The organism is Bacteroides sp. ET489 (assembly GCF_030518095.1).
Classification (GTDB): Bacteria; Bacteroidota; Bacteroidia; order Bacteroidales; family Bacteroidaceae; genus Bacteroides; species Bacteroides ndongoniae.
Window position 1 is genome coordinate 81,551 of the sequence record NZ_JAULLJ010000014.1, and the last position, 24,652, is coordinate 106,202.

The following is a 24,652-nucleotide window of genomic DNA, read 5'->3' on the forward strand; positions in this document are numbered from 1 at the left end:
CCAGGCTTTTCTCGTTTTATTCCTCTTCTGCTTCATTAAGGTTCAGCAGGCCTTGTGGCAAGTCTACCGTAATGACTTTATGCTGCTGGTCGATGTCGACGATAAAGTCTTCCTGTGCAGGAATGAGCAGTTCTTCTCCCTGGCGGTCTACGATGAAGAGGGTGTTGAGGGTAGAGTCATCCACATCGGTTACTTCACCCAAGTGTCCGTGGTGTATTTCTTCCATACGGAACCCTACGAAGTAGTTCCACGTCAGTTCGTCCGGCGCAACCTGCTCGGCATGTTTTATGGGGAAGTAGACCTCAACGTTGGTGAACATGCGTGCCCGTTCGGCGGTATCGATTCCTTCGAGTTTCATCAGGGCTGTGGTGTCCGAACGGAAGCGGTACTCTTCGATGAAGAAGGGTACGAGGATGCCGTCCAACAGGCAGATGATGTATTCTGCTTCCACACGGTCGAAGATGTCGTCGCTGAAGGTGAACTGCAATTCGCCGTGGATGCCGTGGGGCTTGTTGAATATACCTATTTTATATACTTCTTCTCGTTTGATCATATTGTTTATATTCTCGTTATCCGTGCTCCCAGTGCATTGAGTCGTCCTTCGATGTTCTGGTAGCCGCGGTCTATCTGTTCGATGTTGTGGATGCGGCTGATGCCATCGGCACTCATGGCTGCTATCAGCAGGGCGATACCTGCCCGGATGTCGGGTGAAGTCAGATTGCCTCCGCGCAGCTTAAAGTTGTGGTTGTGACCGATGACAACGGCCCGATGCGGGTCGCAAAGGATGATTTGTGCTCCCATGTCTATCAGTTTGTCCACAAAGAACAAACGGCTTTCGAACATCTTCTGGTGGATGAGCACACTGCCTTTGGCCTGTGTGGCTACTACAAGCATCACACTGAGAAGGTCAGGAGTAAGCCCCGGCCACGTGGCATCGGCAATGGTCATGATGGAGCCGTCGATGAATGATTCTATTTCGTAACTGTCCTGAGCAGGAATGTAGATGTCGTCGCCCCGTTGCTCCATCTGGATGCCCAGTCGACGGAAGCTGTAGGGAATAATGCCCAGATTCTGGTGCGACACGTTTTTGATGGTCAGTTCGCTTCCTGTCATGGCAGCCATTCCGATGAAGCTGCCCACTTCGATCATGTCGGGCAGTACGGTGTGTTCCGTTCCGTGCAGCTCTTCTACGCCTTCGATGGTGAGCAGGTTCGAGGCAATGCCTTCTATCCTGGCCCCCATACGGTTCAGCATGCGGCACAGCTGTTGTACGTAAGGCTCGCATGCTGCGTTGTAAATGGTTGTTTTGCCTTTGGCCAGCACGGCAGCCATGACGATGTTGGCGGTACCGGTGACGGACGCTTCGTCGAGCAGCATGTAGGTGCCTTTCAACTCGCGGGCGGTAATCTCGAAGATTTCGCGCTTGTCGTTATAGGTGAAGTCGGCGCCCAGGTTCTGTATGCCGATGAAGTGTGTGTCCAGTCGGCGGCGTCCTATCTTGTCGCCTCCGGGTTTGGAAATCAACGCTCTGCCGAATCGTGCCACCATGGGACCTACCAGCATGACAGAGCCACGCAGACTGGAGCATTTCTTCAGAAAGGCGTCGCTTTCCAGATAGTCTAAGTCGACGTTCTCGGCTTTGAAGCTGTAAGTATCTATCCCTTGCTTGGACACGGTGACGCCCATGTCGCGCATCAGTTGAATCAGATTGTTGACGTCCAGAATATCGGGGACGTTGTGCACGATGATTTCCTCGGGTGTGAGCAGAGTGGCGCAGATAATCTCCAGTACCTCGTTTTTGGCTCCCTGGGGATAGATGTCGCCCGAAAGTCTGTGACCTCCTTCTATTACAAATGATGCCATGGTGTTGCAGGGTATTTAGTATTTCCGTTTATTATTGTTCCGGTTGTTATTGTTGTTCCGGTTGTTGTTATTATTAGCCTTGTTGGGACGGTAGTTCTGCTCGATGCGTTCGGCCATCAGGCGTACGATGTCGTCGGTCATTTGCAGTTTTCCGTTCGACAGTTCTAAAAGATCTTCGGCTATCTTGCGGTCGTCTACCGTGTCCTTGTTCCACGTCATGTAGTCCTTCTTCATGTGGTTGCAGATCAGGGCTACCAGATTGCGCTTCTCGTCGCCTTCGGGAAATTCGCAAGCTTTCTGGATCAGTATTTCCAGCGTGCGTCCGTAGTGGCGGTAGCGTATCTTGGTGTTGGGGTAGGGAACGGGCTCGGGTTTGTTGTCCAGCTTGTCCTTGCGGATGACTTCGAAAGGATAGTCGATGTCGAGCTTGAAGTCGGACATGATGGCCAGGTGATCCCAAAGCTTGTGCTTGAAGTCGGGCACGTCGCGCAAGTGCGGGAACATACCTCCCATGATGTTGATGATGGTGTTGGCACAGCGTTGGCGCTCGGCACGGTTCTCGATGGTCAGAGCGTGGTCTACCATGTTTTGGATGCTGCGTCCGTATTCGGGAAGAGGCATCCGTTTCTGTTGAGTGTTATATTGCATTTTGTTAATGGATAATTGACGTTGGGTAATGTCTTTTTCTTTCACGGCGTTGGCTTACAACAACTTTTTGGGCATGCTGGCCACGAACTCTTTCAGGTAGAAGGGTTCGAAGTAGGCTACGTCCTTGAAGTCCTGTTCGGCTATAGCTTTTTCGGCCAGCGGAAACATCATGCTGGCCAGCGGACGGATGTCGTCAAGGAAGTGCGCGTTGGGATGAGTTATCTTCTCCTTGCACTTGGCGGCTCCGTCGCCGAAGAAGTATACGGGATGTTCGTTCAGAAATTCCGTGTACGAGTTTTCGTCCACAATGTCGGCGGCAATGTCGCGCACGGGTCTGAGGGCGCGGTCGTAGATGGCGGCATAAACTTCCATGCGGCGGGCGTCGATCATGGGGCACAGCAGGGCATCGTCGGGCAGCTCGTCGTGATAGAGCAGCACGGGGACACTAAGCACCTTCAGCGTAGGCAGGCCGATGAGTTTCAGGTCGCGTCCGTAGCACACGCCTTTGGCCATGGACACACCGATGCGCAGGCCGGTGTACGAGCCCGGGCCACAGCTGACGGCTACCGCATCGAGCGGCATGGCATGGCTGTCGGCAAACGACAGGGCTTCTTCGACAAATACTCCCAATGAAACGGCGTGAGATGGGCCGTTCAGGTCTTCTTTTGTAAATACGTTTTGTCCGTCTTCGCTGACTGCCACCGAGCAGGCGGAAGTAGACGTCTCAATATGTAAGATACATGACATAGTTTCTAATCTTTTAATCAGCAGACAAAAATACATGATTATTTTCAGTATTTAAAATAATCGTGTAATTTTGCGCAAAACTTAAGAAGCATTATGATACAGTCAATGACGGGTTATGGCAAGGCAACAGTCGAACTGCCCGATAAAAAAGTGAACGTTGAGATAAAATCGCTTAACAGCAAGGCAATGGATTTGTCTACACGCATTGCCCCGCTTTACCGAGAGAAAGAGATGGAAATCCGTAACGAAATAGCCAAGACGCTGGAGCGCGGAAAGGTGGATTTCAGCTTATGGATTGAGAAGAAAGATGCCGAACAACTGGCTACTCCCATCAATCAGGAACTGGTGACGGCTTACTACAATCGGATAAAGGAAATATCGGCTGCGACGGGTATTCCCGAGCCCGAAGACTGGTTTGCAGCTTTGCTTCGCATGCCGGACGTGATGACCAAGAACGAGACGGTCGAGGTGACCGACGAGGAGTGGAGCGTGGTAGCTGCCGCCGTACGCGATGCCATCGGGCATCTGGTGGACTTCCGCAAGCAGGAAGGTGCCGCCCTCGAAAAGAAATTCCGTGAGAAAATAGCTAACATTACTCATCTGCTCGAAACTGTAGAGCCTTACGAGAAGGAACGGGTGGCTAAAATAAAGGACCGCATTACGGAGGCATTGGAAAAGACGTTAAGCGTGGATTACGACAAGAACCGTCTGGAACAGGAACTTATCTACTACATCGAAAAGCTCGACATCAACGAAGAGAAACAACGTCTGGCTAATCACTTGAAATACTTCATCAGCACACTGGAAAGTGGCAGCGGACAAGGCAAGAAGCTAGGATTCATCGCTCAGGAAATGGGACGCGAAATCAATACGCTGGGCAGCAAGTCCAACCATGCCGAGATGCAGAAGATTGTCGTTCAGATGAAGGACGAACTGGAGCAGATCAAGGAACAGGTCCTGAACGTGATGTGATGGAAATGAAAAATGAAGAATGAGGAATGAAGAATTCTTCCTTTCTTAATTTAACTACTTAAATATTTTAATTCTTAATAGAATCGTTGTGGCTAAACTGATTATCTTTTCAGCCCCCTCGGGTTCGGGCAAGTCAACCATCATCAATTATTTGCTGACACAGAACCTGAATCTGGCTTTTTCCATATCGGCTACCAGCCGTCCGCCGCGTGGAACCGAACGCGACGGTGTAGAATACTTTTTCCTGACGCCGGAAGAGTTTCGCCGTCGTATTGCAGACGATGAGTTTCTGGAGTACGAGGAGGTTTATCACGACCGCTTCTACGGCACGCTGAAAGCACAGGTCGAAAAGCAACTGGCCGACGGACAGAACGTGGTGTTCGACGTCGACGTTGTGGGCGGATGCAACATCAAGAAGTTCTATGGCGACCGTGCCTTGTCGGTATTCATCCAGCCGCCTTCGGTGGAAGAACTTCGTCGCCGCCTTGTAGGACGGGGCACCGATACGCCCGAAGTAATCGAAGACCGCGTGGCAAAGGCCCAGTACGAGCTTTCGTTTGCTCCGAAGTTCGACAAGGTGATTGTGAACGACGACTTGGAGAAGGCTAAAGCCGAAGCCTTGGAAGTAATCACTCAATTCCTGCAGTCATGAAGCCGTATATCGGAGGTTCAGGCAACCGGCCGGCGCCCTTATCGGAGCATCCGAAACAGAACAAGGTGTTATTGGTTATCAACATTGTGCTCTGCCTTGCATCGATTGGTCTGGCGGTGGGCTACTACTGTTATTCGGATTACGAACTGACGGTATGCATGTTGCTCATGGCGCTTGTTACAGGCTATAACGCCTTTTTGGTGGGGCGCACTTTGCGTGGTGGCAGGAAGAAATAGGGCATCGTGACGGACATCCTTGTTTAAATCTTTAATCTCAGTGAAACAGATGAACATCGGCATTTTCAGCGGCTCCTTCAATCCCGTTCATATCGGACATCTGGCTTTGGCCAACTACCTTTGCGAGTACGAGGGACTGGACCAGGTATGGTTTATGGTTAGCCCCCGCAATCCGCTGAAAGAGGTCGACGAACTGATGGACGACTCGTTGCGTCTGAAGCTGGTTCAGCTTGCCGTCGAGGGCTATCCTAAGTTTTGGGTGTCCGACTTCGAGTTTCGTTTGCCGCGGCCTTCGTACACGGTGCATACGCTCGACGAGCTTCGGCGTGCTTATCCTCAGCACGTCTTTCATCTGATTATCGGGTCGGACAACTGGCTACTGTTCCCGCGCTGGCGCGAGTCGGAACGTATTCTGGCCACTACTCCGCTCATCATATATCCGCGTCCGGGCTATCCGGTCGACCCACAGACACTTCCTCCGACGGTGAGGATGACATCGGCTCCCGTTTTCGAAATCAGCTCCACCTTTATCCGGCAAGCCATTGCTGAGGGACGCGACATCCGTTATTTCCTCCATCCGCGGGTGTACGAGGCGTTGTGCAAAGAGGATAATCGTGCGGTTTCTCAAGCTGAGTAGCTGGAGTGACAGAAGAACGCCTTCTTCACTTGTTCTCCTTTCAAAATGATAAGATTAAGCCGTATTGGCTGACACAGTCTTTTTCTGAAACTTTCGAAATAGAAGTTGAACCGGAAGAAAACTTTCCTTGGATTGCATATATATGCAGATAATAGTCGAAAATAGTGTCTTTTGGAGGTGAAAATGCATGTCTGCTGCTTCCGGAATGCTTGTTCGGCTCTCGCAGATTGCTTGTTCCGCTTCTGTGGAATGCTTGTTTGGCTCGCCAACATTGCTTGTTGCGTTCGTCAACATGGTGTTTCGGAACCGAAATCATGGTTTTTCTCCGTCGGGCGGATTGTTTTTCTTCTATTCTGAATGTCAATATTTCGCTATCGTGTTGTAGAAGAGACGGATGCGGAAAAACGCTTCGCAAAATGGAAACAAAAACACCTGCGGCCGGAAATATCGCATTCTCGCCGCAGGTGAAATACAAAGTGTCAAAATGTTAGTTACTCCAGACAGGCATCCAGGTCGCGCGTCAGCTGTTCTTTGTCCAGATGCTGACCGATGAAGACCAGCTTTTGCATCCGGTCGCCATACTTCTCGTCCCAGTCGCGCATTAGTCCCGGTTCCTGTTTCATCAGTTCGATGAGGTCTTCTTCGGGAGCAGTGGCATACCACAGTCCGGCTTCGGTCAGCTTCTTCTGCACGCCGGCCTGTTCGAAGAGGTACGACATGTCGCGGTTGTGGCTGAAGTAGCACACGCCCTTGGTACGGATGACGTTGCGGGGCCAGCGGGTAGCGATGAACTGGTCGAGCTTGTGGATGTTGAATGCCGGTCGGCGGTAGTAGACAAACGTCTGGATGCCATATTCTTCCACCTCACCGCCTTCGTGGTCGTGATGATGGTGGTGATGGTGTCCGTGCTCGTCGGCCTCGTCATGGTGATGTTCATGCTCGTCGTGGTGATGTTCATGTTCTTCATCATGATGGTGCTCGTGCTCCTCGTGGTCGTGGTGGCCGTAGCTGTGGGCTTCCCGTTCTTCTTCGGGAGTGGCCTGACGTTCTATCTCGCGTATCCATCCGGCAGAAGTAGCCACGCGTTCGAAGTTGAACATACGGGTGTTGAGGATGCGGTCAAGGTCGATGCGTCCGTAGTCGCATTCGATGATTTCGGCAGCCGGCTGCAGGGTCTTGATGATTTGCTTGATGCGTCCCAGTTCTTCGGGTTTCACTTCCGAAGCCTTGTTCAGCAGAATGATGTTGCAGAATTCGATTTGCTGGATGATAAGGTTTTCGATATCCTCCTCGTCGATGTGCTTGCGCGTCAGGTTGTCGCCGCAGGCAAACTCGCTCTGCATGCGCAGGGCGTCGACTACGGTAACGATGCTGTCCAGCCGGCAGATGCCGTATCGGGTATACATGCCGCCCATCGTCGGTATGGAGCAGATGGTCTGGGCAATAGGCTCGGGCTCGCAGATGCCGCTTGCTTCGATGACGATGTAGTCGAAGCGCTGCATCTTCAGTATGTCGCCTATCTGTTCTACCAGGTCCATCTTCAGCGTACAGCAGATGCAGCCGTTTTGCAGGGCTACCAGGCTGTCGTCCTTCTTGCCTACAACGCCGCCTTTCTGGATGAGGTCGGCGTCGATATTTACTTCGCCGATGTCGTTGACGATGACGGCAAACTTGATGCCGCGTTTGTTGGCCAGAATCTGGTTGACCAGTGTGGTCTTTCCACTGCCCAGATAACCGGTGAGCAGCAGTACCGGAACTTCTTTTGTATTCATGAGGATTGTTATTTTTAGTTTCTTTTGTCCATTGTTTGAATAATGCGGCGCAAAATTAGCCGATTTCTCTGATAATAAGATGTAAAGTAGATGAAAGGTGTATAAAAGAAAATCTCTCCTGCCGTGCATGCACGACAGAAGAGATTCTTTAGTTGTATTGAGTATCTATGGCTGCGTTTGTTTCTTATACAATGCCTTGAGCCATCATGGCGTTAGCCACCTTCATGAAGCCTGCCACGTTGGCACCCTTCACGTAGTTCACGTAGCCGTCGGGTTCGGTACCATACTTCACGCAGTTCTCGTGGATGTTCTCCATGATGTAGTGCAGTTTGGCGTCTACCTCTTCGGCGCTCCATGACAGACGTTCGGAGTTCTGTGTCATTTCCAGACCCGATACCGATACACCACCTGCATTGGCAGCCTTACCCGGAGCGTACAGAATCTTGGCTTCCTGGAATACGCGGATAGCTTCCGGAGTAGAAGGCATGTTGGCACCTTCGGATACGGCAATCACACCGTTGGCAATCAGCTTGCGTGCATCGTCGCCGTCAATTTCGTTCTGAGTGGCCGAAGGAAGTGCGATGTCGGCTTTTTCGCCCCAAGGACGTGCGCCTTCTACATACTTCACACCCGGATATTGTTCGGCATACTCGCGGATACGTCCACGGTAGAGGTTCTTCAGTTCCATGATGTAATCCAGTTTCTCGCGGTCGATACCTTCGGGGTCGTAAACATAACCGTCAGAATCGGACATGGTCAATACTTTACCACCCAGTTGCAGTACTTTTTCAGCTGTATATTGGGCAACGTTTCCAGAACCTGAGATGAGGACAGACTTGCCTTTCAGATCCCAGCCTTTGGTCTTCAGCATTTCCATCAGGAAGTATACGTTACCGTAACCGGTAGCCTCGGGACGGATCAGTGAACCACCGAATTCGCGGCCTTTACCTGTCAGCACGCCGCTGAATTCACGTGTCAGCTTCTTGTACATGCCGAACATGAAGCCTACTTCGCGGCCGCCTACACCGATATCACCAGCCGGTACGTCTACATCGGGACCAATGTGGCGCCACAGTTCCAACATGAATGCCTGGCAGAAACGCATTACCTCAGCATTTGACTTGCCACGCGGTGAGAAGTCGGAACCACCTTTACCGCCACCCATCGGCAGTGTAGTCAGTGAGTTTTTGAATGTCTGTTCGAAAGCAAGGAATTTCAGAATACCCAAATTGACTGATGCATGGAAACGGATACCACCTTTGTACGGGCCAATGGCGTTGTTGTGCTGTACGCGATAACCCATGTTTGTCTGTACGTTGCCTTTGTCGTCAACCCACGTTACGCGGAACTGATATACGCGGTCGGGGATGCAAAGACGTTCGATCAGATTAGCTTTGTCGAACTCGGGATGTTTGTTGTATTCTTCTTCGATGGTCGACAGTACCTCTTCTACTGCCTGATGATACTCCGGTTCGTTGGGAAAACGTCTTTTCAGATCTTCTAATACCTTAGCTGCATTCATAATCTATTTTTCTTTTATTGGTTTTTACTATATGTTACCTAAAACAATATATTGCTTACTAACTTCTTCTTTATTGCTGATTGCAGTTGCAAAAGTAAACATAAAATTGGAACCTGCAAACATTTTATAAAGAAAATGCGGGATAAACCAACATTTTTGTTGTTTTATCCCGCATAATGGAATAAAAAGATATTATTTATTCTTTTTGATAGACTGAAAGACAGGCAGGAATACGAACGCTGCCGAAAGTGCAAGCGTTACGATTACAGGACCGTCAATTCGTTCGGCATATACCAGAACAAGGTAGCAAAGTGCTGCCCAAAGCAGCACAATGCATACTATTTGTGTTTTTGATAACGGACGTCTCATTGGCAAGCTTTCTTTTTGTCCACGATGGCGTCGATAACGGCTACTGCCGTGATGTTGACGATGTCGCGGACAGAACTTTCGAAGTCGGTGAAGTGAATCGGCTTGTTCAGTCCCATCTGTATCGGGCCTATCAGTTCCATTTCCGTGTTCATGGCCTGCAACAGTTTATAGCCTGCATTGGCCGAACTCAGGTTGGGGAAGATAAGTGTGTTGACATCCTTGCCTTTCAGTCGGGTGAACGGGTACTTGGCATCGCGCAGCGTACGGTTCATGGCAAAATTAACTTGCATTTCACCGTCGATAGCCAGATCGGGATAATGCTGTTGCATGTAGTCTACAGCCTGGTGCACGCTTACCGGACTTCCTTCCTGATCGGCACCGAAGTTCGAGTAACTCAACATGGCCATCACCGGAGTGTGGTTGAAGAAACGTACGGTCTGGTCGGCCAGACGAGCGATGTCTATCAGGGTTTCGGCATCCGGATGGCGGTTGATCAGTGTGTCGGCCAGGAAGTAAGTACCTTTCTTGGAGTTCAGTATGTGCATGGTGCCGAAGTGGGAGTAACAGGGCTGTATGCCGATGACTTCTTTAGCCACTTTGATGGTATTGCTGTATTTGGTGTACAGTCCGGTGATGAAAGCGTCGGCTTCGCCTGTCTCTACCATCATCATACCGAAGTAGTTGCGTTCGAACATCTTGTCGTTGGCTTCCTCGTAGGTGACACCTTCGCGTGCGCGTTTTTCGGCCAGGATGCGTGCATAACGTTCACGGCGCGGTGCTTCGTCGGGATGGCGCAGGTTGACAATCTCGATACCTTCCAGACTGAGGTCGAGTTGCTTGGCGAGTTTTTTGATAGCCTCGTCGTTACCTAATATAATAGGATGGCAGATGCCTTCGGCCTTGGCTTCGACGGCAGCCTTCAGCATGTTGGGGTGAATGCCTTCGGCAAACACTACGCGTTGCGGGTTGCGTCGGGCTGTATCGTAGAGCTGGCGGGTCAGTTTGCTTTCCTGTCCCATCAGTTCGCGCAGTTGCAGTTTGTAGGCATCCCAGTCTTCGATGTTTTTGCGGGCTACTCCGCTTTCCATGGCAGCGCGTGCTACGGCACACGATACTTCGGTGATGAGGCGCGGGTCTACCGGTTTCGGGATGAAGTAGTCGGGACCGAAAGTAAAGTTGTTCACATGGTAAGCCTCGTTTACGACGTCGGGTACTGGCTGTTTGGCCAGGTCGGCTATGGCGTGTACGGCAGCCAGTTTCATTTCTTCGTTGATGGCACGGGCGTGTGTATCGAGTGCACCGCGGAAGATGTAAGGGAAACCGATAACGTTATTTATCTGATTAGGATAGTCACTGCGTCCGGTTGACATCAGTACGTCGGGACGTGCAGCCATGGCATCCTCGTAAGATATTTCCGGAGTGGGATTGGCCAAAGCGAACACAATGGGGTGGTCGGCCATGCTGCGTACCATGTCCTGTGTCAGCACATTGCCTTTGGAAAGTCCGAGGAATACATCCGCTCCCTTGATGGCTTCGGCCAGGGTGTGTACGTCGCGGCGGTCGGTGGCAAAGTAACGTTTTTGTTCGGTCAGATTCTCGCGGTCGCTGGTGATGACACCTTTGCTGTCCAGCATCAGGATGTTTTCGCGACGTGCGCCGAGTGCTTCGTACAGTTTGGTACACGAAGTTGCCGAAGCACCTGCACCGTTTACTACTATTTTCACGTCTTCAATCTTCTTCCCGGCCACTTCCAGAGCGTTCAGCAGTCCGGCACTGGAGATAATGGCTGTACCGTGCTGGTCGTCGTGCATGACGGGGATGTCCAGCTCTTCTTTCAGCCGGCGTTCTATTTCGAAGCATTCGGGAGCTTTGATATCCTCCAGATTGATACCGCCGAAAGTCGGTGCGATGGCTTTTACAGCTTCTACAAACTTGTCGGGATCTTTTTCGTTTACTTCGATGTCGAACACATCGATACCGGCATATATCTTGAAGAGCAGTCCTTTTCCTTCCATAACGGGTTTACCGCTCAAGGCGCCTATGTCGCCCAGTCCCAGCACAGCTGTACCGTTGGATATAACAGCTACCAGATTGCCTTTAGCTGTATATTTATAAGCATCTTCCGGGTTTTTCTCTATTTCCAGACAGGGTTCGGCTACGCCGGGCGAATAGGCCAGCGAAAGGTCGGTCTGTGTACTGTAGGGCTTTGTGGGGACTACTTCTATTTTTCCAGGTTTGCCTTGCGAGTGATAGAGCAAAGCAGCTTCTTTTGTAATCTTTACCATAGTCTGATTGATGTTGATGAATAATGAATATTGTATAATTGTATTTGTATTTATTCCATCAGCATGGCTTTGAAATGCGATGCCGATGGAAGAGGGTTATGTCAGGCATTCAGTGCCTGTTCGATATCGGCGATAATATCGTCCACATTTTCTATTCCGACCGAGAAACGGATCAGGTCAGGACGTACGCCAGCTTCGATCAGTTGCTCATCAGTGAGTTGGCGGTGTGTATGGCTGGCAGGATGCAGCACGCAGGTACGTGCATCGGCTACGTGAGTAACGATAGCAGCCAACTTCAGGTTGTCCATGAACCGGATGGCTACATCGCGTCCACCCTTCAGACCGAAGGAGATAACACCGCACGAACCGTTGGGCATGTATTTCTGTGCCAGTTCGTAGTATTTGTTGTCGGGCAGGCCGCAATAGTTCACCCATGCCACTTTTTCATTCTTTTGCAGGTATTCGGCAACGGCCTGTGCGTTTTTGCAGTGTTGGGGCATACGCAGGTGCAGGGTTTCGAGACCGAGGTTCAGCAGGAAAGCATTTTCGGGCGACTGGATGCTACCCAGGTCGCGCATCAGCTGTGCAGTGGCTTTGGTGATGTAGGCCATCTTGCCGAATGCTTTCGTGTACGTCAGTCCGTGATACGATTCATCGGGCGTACACAGTCCGGGGAACTTGTCGGCATGGGCATCCCAGTCGAAGTTTCCACTGTCTACGATACAGCCGCCTACGCTGGTGGCATGTCCGTCCATGTACTTGGTGGTAGAGTGAACCACGATGTCGGCTCCCCATTCGAACGGACGGCAGTTGATGGGAGTAGGGAAGGTGTTGTCCACTATCAGGGGCACACCATGTTTGTGTGCAATACGGGCAAACTTTTCTATGTCGAGCACCTCAAGAGCAGGGTTCGAGATGGTTTCGCCAAACAGGGCTTTCGTATTGGGACGGAAAGCGGCGGAGATTTCTTCTTCGCTGGCATCTGGATTGACAAAAGTAACGTCAATACCCTGCTTCTTCATGGTGACACCAAACAGGTTGAATGTACCGCCATAGATGGCCGACGAGCAGACAAAGTGATCGCCCGCTTCGCAGATGTTGAAGATGGCATAATAGTTGGCAGCCTGTCCGCTGGACGTCAGCATGGCGGCTACACCTCCTTCAAGGGCAGCAATCTTGGCGGCAACGGCATCGTTGGTAGGGTTTTGCAGACGGGTATAGAAATATCCGCTTTCTTCGAGGTCGAACAAACGCGCCATCTGCTCGCTGGTTTCGTATTTGAAGGTTGTACTCTGGTAGATAGGGAGCACCCGCGGCTCTCCTTTTTTAGGAGACCATCCGGCTTGTACGCAGAGGGTCTCGGGCTTGAATTGTTTTGCCATAATGCTATCTATTTTTTTTAGTTTCTTATCAATTAACATGTAACTGCTCGCAAAAGTAAGGAAAATAATGTAATTTTGTCCGCAATGAAGGTTAAATGATAATTTATTGGTGCACAACCGTTCCAAAATATTGATTGTAGATTTATGATTCGTATTCTGTTCGTATCCTTTCTTTTGGTTGTATTTTCTTTTGCGGTTTCGGCGCAGGAGCAGTGCGACACTCCGAAAGCTGGTGAAGGTATTTCGACATTTCTTGAGCGCAACGGCCGACCGGGAAGAAGTTATTATAAAGAATTTCTTGAACTTAATAAAAAGGCCTTGCGTGGTAAGGAAGAGCTGCGTCTGGGCGTGAAATATCAGTTGCCGCCTTTGCATGCAAAAGGTAGCAGAGGAGGAGAAGATAGCAGGCACCGGAAATCGGGTAACAGGAAAAGTGTGATTCACGAGCCGCTTTTCGGGAAGAGACTGGCGGATGTAAAGGTGACAGGCAACCGTCTGCAAGGAGCCTGCTTCTATGTAGTGAGTGGACACGGAGGTCCTGATCCGGGTGCGATAGGTCGGATTGGGAAAACCGAGCTGCACGAGGACGAGTATGCATACGATGTAGCGCTGCGACTGGCACGCAACCTGATGCAGGAAGGAGCCGAGGTGCGTATCATCATACAAGACGCCAAGGACGGTATCCGCAACGACCGTTATCTGTCGAACAGCAAACGTGAGACCTGTATGGGCGATCCGATTCCTTTGAACCAGGTAGCAAGGCTGCAACAACGTTGTGCGAAAATCAACGAATACTATCGCAAGGATCGTAAAAAGTATAAATATTGCCGGGCAATTTTTCTGCATGTAGACAGCCGTAGCAAGAGTGCACAGACTGATGTGTTCTTTTATTATGCTCCGCAGAGCACGCTGGGTAAGCGGCTGGCTACGGGGATGAAGAATACTTTCGAATCGAAATACGACCGGCATCAGCCTAACCGTGGTTTCGAAGGTACTGTCAGCTCGCGTCGTCTGTATGTGCTGCTCAATGCTTCGCCGACAGCCGTGTTTGTCGAACTGGGCAATATTCAGAATGCTTTCGACCAGCGTCGTTTTGTTCTTAGTTCCAACCGTCAGGCTTTGGCCAAGTGGATGATGGAAGGCTTTATCGCAGATTACAAACGTTCGAAATAGCAATCCCGATTCATCGCGAACCGGGACTGCCAATAGGGGTATTTACATTCTGAAGAGTTTATTCTTTGACAGGCTCACCATTTTCGTCCAAAATGACTGTCAACTCTTGTTCGTCTGTCGTGACGAGAACTAACTTGTAGATTTTCTTGCCTTCTGTTTCTTTCACATAGGCTTCTTTCACACTTGCGCCTTCGTTTGTTGCTGCCAGTTTCTCGACAAGGGATTGCGGCAGTGCTGAAGGATCCATTTTTACAAACTCATCTTGCGGAGCGGTAGCTTCCGTTGCGTTTTCTGTTACAGGTGGGGTTACTTCTTGTGCAAACGTTGCAAAAGTGCTTACTCCGAGAATCATCGCTACTGTTACTAATACCTTTTTCATAATCGTTTAAGTTTAGGTGAATATTCAGGTTTTATTTTCTCACTCATAAACTGTAGTGCAAAGGGAGTGCCAACAGAAACAGCGATTTGTGGCATACTGTATTTTGTCTGTTAATGTCTGTTTATGCTCTGTTGGACGATGCGGTTGTATGTTTGTATGATAAAAATCCTTTTGGGTTGTTTCTTACAAGATAGGGGAATTGTTTGAAAACAGGCATTTTAGGCTCTTATCTGGGCAGAAATGTTTTCTTTTTATTTCCATACCGCGTGTTCCAGTGCCGGATATGCAGTTCGGGCATCGCTTTCAGAAATGTTAGCCTGTACTTACGTTTGTTAGCAATATTGCTGCAAAAATCGGGCAGACGGTTGGCTGACTGGAAGTGGGGATATTGTAGAATTTGTGCTACAATGTTGGGGAATAATTACCCATTTGCCGGTATCTTTCGCCTTGTTTCCCATCTTTCGGCTGAAAAAAACTTCCGGTTTCTTTCTCTGCCTTTTTGTTTTTTCTGCTATATTTGCCGCGAATTGGTTTCATGCGGATATTCATCTTCGTGAATTAAAAGGGAATCGGGTGAAAGTCCCGAACAGTCCCGCTGCTGTGAAGCTCCATTCAACGTTCCGACAATTACTCTTGCCACTGGTCAACTGAACTGGGAAGGTGTCGGAGCGGGAGTCAGTCAGAAGACCTGCCATTTTCATCAAAGGCCGTTTTTACTCGTGGGATAGAAAAGCGGTGCGAAAATATTCAGTAATTAAACTTTTTGTGGGAAAGGCATACCTGAGGAAGAGGTGTGTCCGCAAAATGCCGGCTGTAGCCTTCGGGAAGCCATATTGTGTGCGAACAGTGGTTTATTGGCCGGACAAAACAGGAAAAACAATGAAAACAGTGAAGGAAACCAGTGACTTTACAATTGTGAAGCGGGACGGATCGGCCGACCGCTTCTCGCTCGACAAGATAATGAATGCCATTATCAAGGCATTCCGTTCGGTGAACGAGCCTGTCAGCCTGAGTAATGTTTCGAAAATCATCAGCCGGCTCGACCTGTACGACGGCATCAAGGTGGAAGAGATTCAGAATCTGGTAGAGGAAGCCCTGATGCGCGAGGGGCATTATCGGGTGGCAAAGTCGTTCATGCTCTACCGGCAGCGCCATGCGGAGGACCGCGAAGTGATGGACGAACTGAAGTTTTTGTCTGACTATTGTGAGGCAACCAATGCCGCTACCGGTTCGAAGTACGATGCCAACGCCAATGTGGAGCATAAAAACATCGCCACGCTGATTGGCGAACTGCCCAAGTCGAACTTCATCCGCCTGAACCGCCGGTTGCTGACCGACCGGATGAAGAAAATGTATGGCAAGGAACTGGCGGACCAGTACCTTGACCTGCTGACTCACCACTTTATATATAAGAACGACGAGACGAGTCTGGCCAATTATTGTGCTTCCATCACGATGTACCCCTGGCTGACGGGCGGTACGAAGTCGATAGGCGGCAACTCGACGGCACCCACCAACCTGAAGTCGTTTTGTGGGGGCTTCGTCAACATGGTGTTCATGGTTTCGAGCATGTTGAGCGGAGCTTGTGCCACGCCCGAGTTTCTGATGTATCTCAACTATTTTATCGGGCTGGAGTACGGCCGCGAGTATTACAAGGAGCCGGAAAAGGTGGTGGACCTTTCGCTGAAGCAGCGTACGGTCGATAAAATCATTACCGATTGCTTCGAACAGATTGTCTATTCCATCAATCAGCCTACCGGAGCGCGCAACTATCAGGCTGTCTTCTGGAACATTTCGTACTACGACCGTTACTATTTCGAAAGCCTGTTCGGCGACTTCTTTTTCCCCGACGGAAGCAAGCCCGACTGGGAGGGACTGAACTGGCTGCAAAAGCGGTTTATGAAGTGGTTCAACCGGGAACGTACCAAGACGGTGCTGACTTTTCCGGTCGAGACGGTGGCTCTGCTGAGCAAGGACGGTGATGTGCTGGACCAGGAGTGGGGCGATTTTACAGCCGAAATGTATGCCGAAGGGCATTCCTTCTTTACCTATATGAGCAGCAGTGCCGACTCACTGTCCAGCTGCTGCCGCTTGCGCAACGAGATACAGGACAACGGTTTCAGCTACACCTTGGGAGCGGGTGGCGTTTCGACCGGTTCGAAGAGCGTGCTGACGGTGAACATCAACCGCTGTGTGCAGTATGCCGTCAATCACCAGCTCGACTACAAAACGTTTCTGACCGATGTCATCGACCTGTGCCACCGGGCGCAGCTGGCTTATAACGAGAATCTGAAAGCGTTGCACGAACATGGCATGTTGCCCCTGTTCGATGCCGGCTACATCAATATGGGGCGGCAATACCTGACGATTGGTGTCAACGGTCTGGTTGAGGCTGCCGAGTTTATGGGAATCAAGATCAGCGACAATCCCGATTACCTGCGTTTTGTGCAGACCATTCTCGGACTGGTCGAAAAGAAGAACAAGGAGTATCAGACGAAGAATGTCCTGTTCAACTGCGAGATGATTCCGGCCGAAAATGTGGGTGTGAAGCACGCCAAGTGGGACTTGGAAGACGGCTATTTCGTACCCCGCAGCTGCTATAACAGCTATTTTTACGTGGTCGAGGACGATTCGCTGAACATCATCGACAAGTTCAGGTTGCACGGCGCTCCCTACATCGAACACCTGACGGGCGGTTCGGCTCTGCATATGAACCTCGAAGAGTACCTTTCGCAGGCACAATACCGGAAGTTGCTGAAAGTGGCGGCGGAAGAAGGATGCAACTACTTTACCTTCAACATCCCCAATACAATCTGCAACGAGTGTGGCTACATCGACAAGCGCTACCTGCGCGAGTGTCCTCATTGCCACTCCAGAAACGTAGACTACATGACGCGCATCATCGGCTATCTGAAGCGTGTCAGCAATTTCTCCGAGGCCCGTCAGCACGAAGCCGCCCAGCGCTACTATGCGGTGGCCGGCAACGAGTTAGATTGAAAGTTTTTAGTTTGTTGTTAATAAATAAGTTATGCTTAAGTATGTCAATGCCGGCATCGTGTTTCAGGAAATTCCCGATGAAGTGACGCTGTCCATCAATCTGTCCAACTGTCCTTGCCGTTGTCCGGGTTGTCACAGTTCGTACTTGTGGGGCGATGTCGGCAAACCTCTGACTCCTGTGGCATTAGATGAGTTTCTTGCGAAATATGCTTCGGACATTACCTGTGTCTGTTTCATGGGAGGCGATTCCGATCCGGCTGCTGTCAACGGATTGGCGGGCTATCTGCGCCAACGCTATCCGCAGCTGAAGGTGGCCTGGTACAGCGGACGCACCATCCTTTCACCAGCTATTTGCAGAAGCCGTTTCGACTATATCAAGATAGGTCCCTACATCCGGCATCTGGGAGGGTTGCGCCAACCTACCACCAATCAGCGCCTGTACAGGATAGGTACGGCCGACGAATTGATAGACATCACTTCCTGCTTCTGGAATCGCAACCGGCTCATCGGGTAATTCTTCTCCATTTTTTTCCCAGTTAGGCAATAATTTTTTCCTAACTGGGCAATATTTTTTTCCTAACTGGGAAAAAATCCGGCGGCAGTTGCTGTGTGGAATACTCGCGAGCGATGCTTGCACGGCTCGTGAGAAACACTTGTGTGGCTCGTGAGCGACACTTGCACGGCTCGCGAGCCATGCAAGCAATACTCGTGGGAGTTGCAAGCAAAACTCGGGGCAATTACTTGTGAAACCCGAGGCAATTGTTTGCAAAACTCGTGGACTTTGCAGGCAAAACCCGCCGGCATTGCTTTCAAATCTCGCCGATATTGTTTGTTATACCCGGCAGCATTGCTTGTTACGCCGACTAACCATCAATGTTACGCTGCTAAAGTAGGTTATTATGGGCGCCATGTGGGACTTTAGTGGGTGAAAGATGGATACGCGGACTAAGCGGAAGAGACGGACTTACACGGATAAAAAGAAGAAAAGGGAAAATTGCCTTCACGCTTTCACCGGGAATTTTCTATACTGAAAATCAGTAGAATATGGTGAAAGATAAAGTTTCACTTTATTTTAGAGAATCTTTAAAAATCCGCGTTCATCCGTCCTGTCGGCTTAGTCCGCGTATTCATCTTTCACCACAATCTGTTCACCTTCAGTAGTTTATGGTGAAACTTCATCCGGCAAATCCCTGACAATAATATTGTTTTTCTGACGGTTTTATCGTTTTCTTTCACTGTAACTGGTTTATTTTGAGTAGGTTGAGGTGAAACGTCATGTTGAGGATGTGCAGAGTAAGGTTGGAAAAATATTCAGGGTGAAGGCAGAATTTAGATAAAAGAAAAATCGCTAACAGATTGTTTGTATCTGTCAGCGATTTGTTTTGGTGGTGCCACCAGGAATCGAACCGGGGACACAAGGATTTTCAGTCCTTTGCTCTACCAACTGAGCTATGACACCATCTCTCTTGAGGTTTGCGGTTGCAAAGGTAGTGAAAGTTTTGGACTATGCAAGAGAAAAATAAAGAAAAAACACTGATAAAAAGGTATGTGCCTTATTATCAGTGTCTATTATACGTCAAATAAATGTTACTTTCGGAGGAAAACCTTTTGTTTAGATGTCGGTTTCGGACGAAGGCGTAGTGTTGCCGCCGTCTTTTAACGGATTCCAACCTTGGGCTTTCAACTCAAATTCCTGCCCGTCGCGGGTGATGAGGGCACAACCCAATTCGGGTTTGGTGATGTGGCCTATCAGTTTGACACCTTCCATTTCGGACACCTTTTCGTGGTCGGCTATGGGGACGGTAAACAGCAGTTCGTAGTCCTCTCCGCCGTTCAGTGCGCAGGTGGTCAGGTTCATGTTGAACTCTTCGGCCATGACAGCTGTCTGATAGTCGATGGGGATGTGTTCCTCGTAGACCCGGCAGCCGACTTTGCTTTGGCTACAGATGTGCATCAGTTCGGACGAAAGTCCGTCGGAGATGTCCATCATGGCTGTGGGCTGTACGCCGGCGGCGGCCAGCCGTTCGATGATGTCCCGGCGTGCTTCGGGTTTGAGCTGGCGTTCCAGCAGGTATTCCTTGCCGGCAAAGTCGGGTTGCACATCTTTGTCGGTACCTTTGAGGGCAATCTTTTCACGTTCCAGCAGCTGGAGGCCCATGTAGGCAGCACCTAAGTCACCGCTGACGCATATCAGGTCGGTTTCCTTGGCTCCGTTCCGATAAACGGTCTTGCCTTTTTCCCCTTCGCCGATACAAGTGATACTGATGGTGAGCCCTGTATAAGAAGAGCAGGTATCGCCGCCGACAATATCAACATGGTAGGCTTCGCAGGCCAGACGGATGCCGGCATAGAGTGCTTCCATGTCTTCTACACTGAAGCGTTTGGACAGACCCAGTGATACGGTGATTTGCTTGGGTGTACCGTTCATGGCGTAGATATCGGAGAAGTTGACTACGGCAGCTTTGTAGCCCAGGTGTTTCAGCGGAACATAGGTCAGGTCGAAGTGAACGCCTTCGAGCAGCAAGTCGGTAGTGACCAACACTTCTTTCTCGGCCGGGTAAGACAGCACGGCGGCATCGTCGCCGATGCCGTACCGTGTAGATTCATTTTGAGGTTCGATTCCTTCGGTGAGGTGGTCTATCAGTCCGAACTCACCGAGGGTAGCTATTTCTGTTCTCATTATTAATACAATGTAATGGTTGTTTTTATGTCATCAGGCACGGTTGATAAGCTCGCGCATGATTTCAGTCATAAGAGGTTGTGCGGCATCGGCTGCTTTCTGCACCTCTTCGTGCGAAACTTCTACGATCTTGCCTTCTACGCCCAGGTCGGTGATGACGGATACGCCGAATACTTTGATGCCGCAATGATTGGCAACGATGACTTCGGGTACGGTAGACATGCCGACAGCATCGGCTCCCAGAATATGGAACAATTTATATTCTGACGGAGTCTCGAAAGTGGGGCCTTGGGTTCCCAGGTAGACACCGTGCTGCACCTTGATGCCTTTTTCGGCAGCGATGGCATCGGCCTTGCGAATTAACTCTTTATCGTAGGCTTCGCTCATGTCCGGGAAACGCGGGCCGTAGGGAATGTTTTTGCCACGCAGCGGATGTTCGGGGAAGTAGTTGATGTGGTCGGTGATAATCATCAGGTCGCCGATTTCGAATGCCGGATTGGTTCCTCCGCTGGCATTGGAGACAAACAGTGTCTTGATGCCCAGTTCGCGCATGACCCGTACGGGGAAGGTGACTTCTTTCATAGAGTATCCTTCGTAGTAGTGGAAGCGTCCTTGCATGGCCATAATGTCTTTATTGCCCAGTTTACCGAAAATCAGTTTGCCGCTATGGCCTTCTACGGTCGATACGGGGAAATTGGGGATCTCCTCATACTTTATTTCGTATTTTTCGGTGATTTCTTCTGCAAGACTGCCAAGGCCTGTGCCAAGGATGATTGCTGTCTCCGGATGGGTGTGCATTTTACCTTTCAGGTAGGCTGCTGTTTCTTGAATGCGCTCTAACATAGTCTATTATGTTTTGATTAAAATTATGTTGTTGATTTTGTAAAATCTCTATTTCTATCGGTACTACATAAATGTAGGGTTTGATTTCTTCCGGCAAGTCGGGATGATGTTTCAGTCGGACAGCATCTTTCTCGGTTGTAATGATCAGCCTTTCCCATTCTTTTAACTGATAGAACTTTTCCACGATTTCCTGCAAATCTTTCGAGCGGAAGTCGTGATGGTCGGAAAAGGCCATCAGATGCACATGCTGTGTGTATGATTTCACTTCGTTCAGCAATGGGGTAGGCGAGGCTATACCTGTTACCAATAGTACTTGTTCGGCTCCCGTCAGTGATGAAAGGGTTTGGCGGCTTTTGGCTACTTCCGGAAAAAGAGGCATAGGCATGCCGTAGCGGAAAGTAGAGAAATATAACTGCTGGTAAGGGTACAGATGCAACCGTTTGGCTATGAGGTTGAAATCGATCGGTTTGATGTCTTCCGGACATTTGGTTACGATAACGATTTGTGCCCGGCTTTTCCCGTCGGCTGATTCGCGAAGACGTCCTGCGGGTAACAGCGTGTCATCGCAGAACAGACGGTGATAGTCTGTCAACAGAATGTTAAGTCCGGCTTTGACATGGCGGTGTTGGAAAGCATCATCCAGAAGGATTACATCGACAGGCGGTGACTGCAGTTTGAGTAACTGTTCGATGCCGTGGCAACGGTTTTCGTCTACTGCTACCTGTATGTCGGGAAACTTTTGTTTCATCTGACATGGCTCATCACCTATCTGCTGGGCAGTACTTTTCGGCGAGGCAAGCAGATAGCCTTTTGTGCGCCGTTTGTAGCCGCGGCTCAGCGTAGCGGGGTGAAAGCCTTCGTTTTGCAACAGCTTGATAAGGTATTCGGTATGCGGCGTTTTTCCGGTTCCTCCTACCGAAAGATTCCCAATACAGATTACAGGCAAGTCGAAACTCTTTGACTGGAGCCATCCCCAGTCAAAGAGTTTGTTGCGTATGTCTGTCCCCATTCTGTACAACCATGATAGGGGAAGCAGTTTGTAATCTATTTGGGTAGTTCTTTCTTCCATGCTTTCTTGTTGCCTCTGTTGAATTATTGAATGTTCAGCTCGAATGGAATACGTGCTTGGATACGTTCGCACTTGTCGAAGTTTTCCAATACGCTGAAAGGCTTATAGTATTCACCAATTTTTCCGTTCAGCATACGGGCTTTGACGTAATTGTCCGGACGGGTTTCCATCAGGCTTTCGAAAAATCCTTTTGGGGCGGGATAAGACATGACGGTGTAACCGCTTTCGATGCCGGCTTTATTGATGGCTATTTCGAGGGCTTTGTCCAGTCCGCCCAGTTCGTCAACCAGTCCCAGTTCTTTGGCTGTACTACCAGTCCAAACACGGCCTTGGGCTATTTTGTCCAAGTCCTCTTTGTTAATGTCGCGTCCGTCGGAGCAACGTGTCAGGAAGAGATCATATCCTTGATTCACATACATTTGCATCAGACTTTTCTCTCCGTCGTTCATGGGGCGGCCCAATGCTCCGAAGTCGGCATATTGATTTGTTTTTACGACATCAAATTTCAGTCCGATTTTGTCGGTCAGTCCTTTTACATTAGGGAACATGCCGAAGATGCCTATCGAACCGGTCAGGGTAGTAGGCTCGGCTACGATGGTGTCGGCATTGCACGAGATGTAGTAACCGCCGGATGCGGCATAGTCGCCCATCGATACGATGACGGGTTTCTCTTTTTTCAGTTCGCTCACGGCATACCATATCTGTTCAGAACCGTAGGCACTTCCTCCGGGCGAGTTGACGCGTAATACGACTGCCTTTACGTTCTTGTCGTCTTTCAGTTTCCGAAGGTCTTTGATAACCTCGCTTGCTACGATCATCGGTTCGGTTCCCGATGCCAGAGGTGAAGTAGTTTCGTAATCTATGATTTCACCACTTGCATAGTAAACGGCAACGATGTTACCGCTTTTGTCTTTCGGCACGTTTTTCTTGACGTTGGTCATGGCTTCGAGTCCCAGAACGAGCAGATCATCGTCTTCATCGATACCAGTCATACGTTTCAGGTAGTTGCGTACGTCGTTCTTGTATATCAGGGTGTCGGCCAGACCGCATTTGACAGATTCTTCGGCAGGTTGGAAGAGCATCATGCGGTCGGCGGCGGCATTGAGTTCGTCGACGCTGATGTTGCGCGAAGCTGCTACATCTTTGGTTATCTGTTCCCAGATAGAGTTCAGGTAGACGGTAATTTGCTCGCGGTTGGCCGGACTCATTTCAGTAGCGATGAATGGTTCGACAGCCGATTTGTAGGTACCTACCTTAAATATCTGCATCTCGACACCGATTTTGTCCAGCAGATCTTTATAGAAGATGGGGGAGGCGGCAAGGCCTTTCCACTCAATCATACCTTTAGGATTGAGCAGTACTTTGTCTGCTACGCTCGACAGATAATAAAGTCCTTGTGTATAGGTATCGGCGTAGGCAACGATGAATTTGCCCGATTCTTTGAAGTCTTGCAAGGCATCTCTTATTTCTTCCAGCGAAGAATAGCCGCAGGTCAGGTAGTTGGCTTGTATATAGATACCTTTAATATTTTCGTTTTCCTTGGCTTTCTTGATGGACGAAAGAATGTCGTCCAGGCCATATACGATATAGTCATCACTGAACAGAAGACTGAGAGGGTCTTCCGGGTTTCGCTCATATAGTGTCCCTTGTAGATCGAGCATCATGATGGAGTTCTTCTTTACGATGGTTTCCGATTCGGTGGTAGAAGCCATGCTGAACAGCACGAGAATACTGAGAAAAAACAGTATCACGCTTGAAACAATAATACCAGTAATGGTTGCTAATGTAAATTTCAGAAAATCTTTCATTGTTTTGAGTCGTTTAAACTGCTAACTTTTTTAAGCTAACAAAGATAAATAATAGGATTGATATTTGCTATATCTGTCGCCGCTTTTTTCGTTTTGTCACAATGAGTTTCCGGTTTTTAACTGATGCTTTTTGAGTAAAGTCTTTATTTCTTTCGATGGATAGCTCTCCTTTCCTCCGCTTTAAGGTTTTCTTTTCCCTTCCTCGCCCTTTTCTTTGCGCCTTTTAGTCCCTATCTTTCCCCCTTTTTCCCTTTTTATCCCTTTTCTGCATCTTTTTCTCCTTTCGCGCGCACATGTGAATATATAATGTGTCCCCTTTCCCTTTCCCTACGATACCTTCTTTAAAAACATGTTCTACAACATATCTCTAAATCAGCTATTTAGCAAAAACTTCATCAAAAAGTTGAAAAAAAGTGCTGGATATATTTGGAGCATAATTAAAAACCCACTACTTTTGCACCCGCTTTCGAGAACGAGAGCAGCGACGAAATGACATTCTGAGATATGCGGAACAAACGATTCGCAGTTTGAGATCATTTTCTGCTTACATTCTGTAAGGAAAGTAAGCTTGGCGGTAATCTTTGTCAAGCAACGCTTCGCAAAGAACCCCTGAAAATG

At 49.4% G+C, this 24,652-nt stretch carries 20 protein-coding genes, 1 tRNA gene and 1 riboswitch; of the genes, 7 read left to right on the forward strand and 14 right to left on the reverse strand.

From position 1 onward, the window contains the following. Positions 1-16 precede the first annotated feature (16 nt). Genes rimM through tsaB form a run of 4 tightly spaced genes read right to left on the reverse strand, consistent with a single transcriptional unit; the run spans position 17 to position 3,258 of the window. The gene (gene rimM / locus Q3C19_RS09765; RefSeq protein ID WP_302728999.1) at positions 17-553 is read right to left on the reverse strand and encodes a ribosome maturation factor RimM; all 537 of its coding nucleotides are present in this window, start codon (positions 551-553) and stop codon (positions 17-19) included. A gap of 5 nt (positions 554-558) precedes the next feature. After that, positions 559-1,863, reverse strand: coding sequence for a UDP-N-acetylglucosamine 1-carboxyvinyltransferase (murA, locus tag Q3C19_RS09770; protein WP_071148831.1), 1,305 nt, complete (start codon positions 1,861-1,863; stop codon positions 559-561). Positions 1,864-1,878: 15 nt separating this feature from the next. Further along, positions 1,879-2,511 carry a DUF4290 domain-containing protein gene (locus Q3C19_RS09775; RefSeq protein WP_022164031.1) on the reverse strand — a complete coding sequence of 211 codons (633 nt, stop codon included), beginning with the start codon at positions 2,509-2,511 and terminating at the stop codon, positions 1,879-1,881. Between the two features lie 54 nt (positions 2,512-2,565). Next, positions 2,566-3,258: a tRNA (adenosine(37)-N6)-threonylcarbamoyltransferase complex dimerization subunit type 1 TsaB gene (tsaB, locus tag Q3C19_RS09780; protein WP_022164032.1), complete on the reverse strand. Its 693-nt coding sequence runs from the start codon at positions 3,256-3,258 to the stop codon at positions 2,566-2,568. A gap of 93 nt (positions 3,259-3,351) precedes the next feature. On the opposite strand from tsaB, the gene Q3C19_RS09785 reads away from it, so the two are divergent. The 4 genes from Q3C19_RS09785 (at position 3,352) to nadD (ending at position 5,755) form a co-directional block, all read left to right on the forward strand. Continuing rightward, the gene (locus Q3C19_RS09785; protein WP_277121382.1) at positions 3,352-4,230 is read left to right on the forward strand and encodes a YicC/YloC family endoribonuclease; all 879 of its coding nucleotides are present in this window, start codon (positions 3,352-3,354) and stop codon (positions 4,228-4,230) included. Between the two features lie 88 nt (positions 4,231-4,318). Next, positions 4,319-4,882, forward strand: a complete 564-nt coding sequence (gene gmk, locus Q3C19_RS09790) for a guanylate kinase (protein ID WP_277121383.1) — start codon at positions 4,319-4,321, stop codon at positions 4,880-4,882. After that, a complete protein-coding gene (locus Q3C19_RS09795) occupies positions 4,879-5,118 on the forward strand; it encodes a hypothetical protein (RefSeq protein WP_302729002.1) in 240 nt (79 codons plus the stop codon). The genes gmk and Q3C19_RS09795 overlap by 4 nt, the downstream gene beginning before the upstream one ends. A gap of 49 nt (positions 5,119-5,167) precedes the next feature. After that, positions 5,168-5,755 (forward strand): nicotinate (nicotinamide) nucleotide adenylyltransferase, encoded by a 588-nt coding sequence (gene nadD, locus Q3C19_RS09800; RefSeq protein ID WP_302729019.1) that lies wholly within the window; start codon positions 5,168-5,170, stop codon positions 5,753-5,755. Positions 5,756-6,246: 491 nt separating this feature from the next. Here the strand turns inward: nadD and Q3C19_RS09805 are convergent, their stop codons facing one another. From Q3C19_RS09805 to Q3C19_RS09820, 4 genes are all read right to left on the reverse strand, one after another. Continuing rightward, positions 6,247-7,527 carry a GTP-binding protein gene (locus Q3C19_RS09805; protein ID WP_287642287.1) on the reverse strand — a complete coding sequence of 427 codons (1,281 nt, stop codon included), beginning with the start codon at positions 7,525-7,527 and terminating at the stop codon, positions 6,247-6,249. 184 nt (positions 7,528-7,711) lie between these two features. Next, the gene (locus Q3C19_RS09810) at positions 7,712-9,049 is read right to left on the reverse strand and encodes an NADP-specific glutamate dehydrogenase (RefSeq protein WP_071148838.1); all 1,338 of its coding nucleotides are present in this window, start codon (positions 9,047-9,049) and stop codon (positions 7,712-7,714) included. A 365-nt stretch (positions 9,050-9,414) separates the two neighbouring features. Continuing rightward, complete coding sequence (locus Q3C19_RS09815; protein WP_071148839.1) at positions 9,415-11,703, reverse strand: NADP-dependent malic enzyme; 2,289 nt, start codon at positions 11,701-11,703, stop codon at positions 9,415-9,417. Positions 11,704-11,804: 101 nt separating this feature from the next. Continuing rightward, positions 11,805-13,085 (reverse strand): O-acetylhomoserine aminocarboxypropyltransferase/cysteine synthase family protein, encoded by a 1,281-nt coding sequence (locus Q3C19_RS09820; protein ID WP_022164042.1) that lies wholly within the window; start codon positions 13,083-13,085, stop codon positions 11,805-11,807. Positions 13,086-13,229: 144 nt separating this feature from the next. On the opposite strand from Q3C19_RS09820, the gene Q3C19_RS09825 reads away from it, so the two are divergent. Beyond that, entirely contained in the window at positions 13,230-14,258 is a 1,029-nt protein-coding gene (locus Q3C19_RS09825; protein ID WP_071148840.1) for an N-acetylmuramoyl-L-alanine amidase, read from the forward strand. Positions 14,259-14,316: 58 nt separating this feature from the next. On the opposite strand, the gene Q3C19_RS09830 is transcribed toward Q3C19_RS09825, so the two are convergent. Next, positions 14,317-14,637: a hypothetical protein gene (locus Q3C19_RS09830; protein ID WP_022164044.1), complete on the reverse strand. Its 321-nt coding sequence runs from the start codon at positions 14,635-14,637 to the stop codon at positions 14,317-14,319. Between the two features lie 511 nt (positions 14,638-15,148). Next, a riboswitch (cobalamin riboswitch) is annotated at positions 15,149-15,348 on the forward strand. A 168-nt stretch (positions 15,349-15,516) separates the two neighbouring features. Between Q3C19_RS09830 and nrdD the strand changes: the two genes are divergently transcribed. Then, positions 15,517-17,634 carry an anaerobic ribonucleoside-triphosphate reductase gene (nrdD, locus tag Q3C19_RS09835; protein WP_302729007.1) on the forward strand — a complete coding sequence of 706 codons (2,118 nt, stop codon included), beginning with the start codon at positions 15,517-15,519 and terminating at the stop codon, positions 17,632-17,634. Positions 17,635-17,665: 31 nt separating this feature from the next. Continuing rightward, a complete protein-coding gene (nrdG, locus tag Q3C19_RS09840) occupies positions 17,666-18,148 on the forward strand; it encodes an anaerobic ribonucleoside-triphosphate reductase activating protein (RefSeq protein ID WP_071148841.1) in 483 nt (160 codons plus the stop codon). Positions 18,149-19,017: 869 nt separating this feature from the next. Here nrdG and Q3C19_RS09845 read toward each other — a convergent pair. From Q3C19_RS09845 to sppA, 5 genes are all read right to left on the reverse strand, one after another. After that, positions 19,018-19,093: transfer RNA gene (locus Q3C19_RS09845), tRNA-Phe, on the reverse strand. A gap of 153 nt (positions 19,094-19,246) precedes the next feature. Beyond that, the gene (thiL, locus tag Q3C19_RS09850) at positions 19,247-20,314 is read right to left on the reverse strand and encodes a thiamine-phosphate kinase (RefSeq protein WP_302729009.1); all 1,068 of its coding nucleotides are present in this window, start codon (positions 20,312-20,314) and stop codon (positions 19,247-19,249) included. Between the two features lie 33 nt (positions 20,315-20,347). Beyond that, on the reverse strand, positions 20,348-21,157 hold the full coding sequence (locus tag Q3C19_RS09855; RefSeq protein ID WP_071148843.1) for a purine-nucleoside phosphorylase: 810 nt from the start codon (positions 21,155-21,157) through the stop codon (positions 20,348-20,350). Further along, positions 21,114-22,226, reverse strand: coding sequence for a tetraacyldisaccharide 4'-kinase (lpxK, locus tag Q3C19_RS09860; RefSeq protein WP_277121387.1), 1,113 nt, complete (start codon positions 22,224-22,226; stop codon positions 21,114-21,116). The genes Q3C19_RS09855 and lpxK overlap by 44 nt, the downstream gene beginning before the upstream one ends. Positions 22,227-22,249: 23 nt before the next feature. Further along, positions 22,250-24,034 (reverse strand): signal peptide peptidase SppA, encoded by a 1,785-nt coding sequence (sppA, locus tag Q3C19_RS09865; protein WP_302729012.1) that lies wholly within the window; start codon positions 24,032-24,034, stop codon positions 22,250-22,252. Positions 24,035-24,652: the final 618 nt, after the last annotated feature.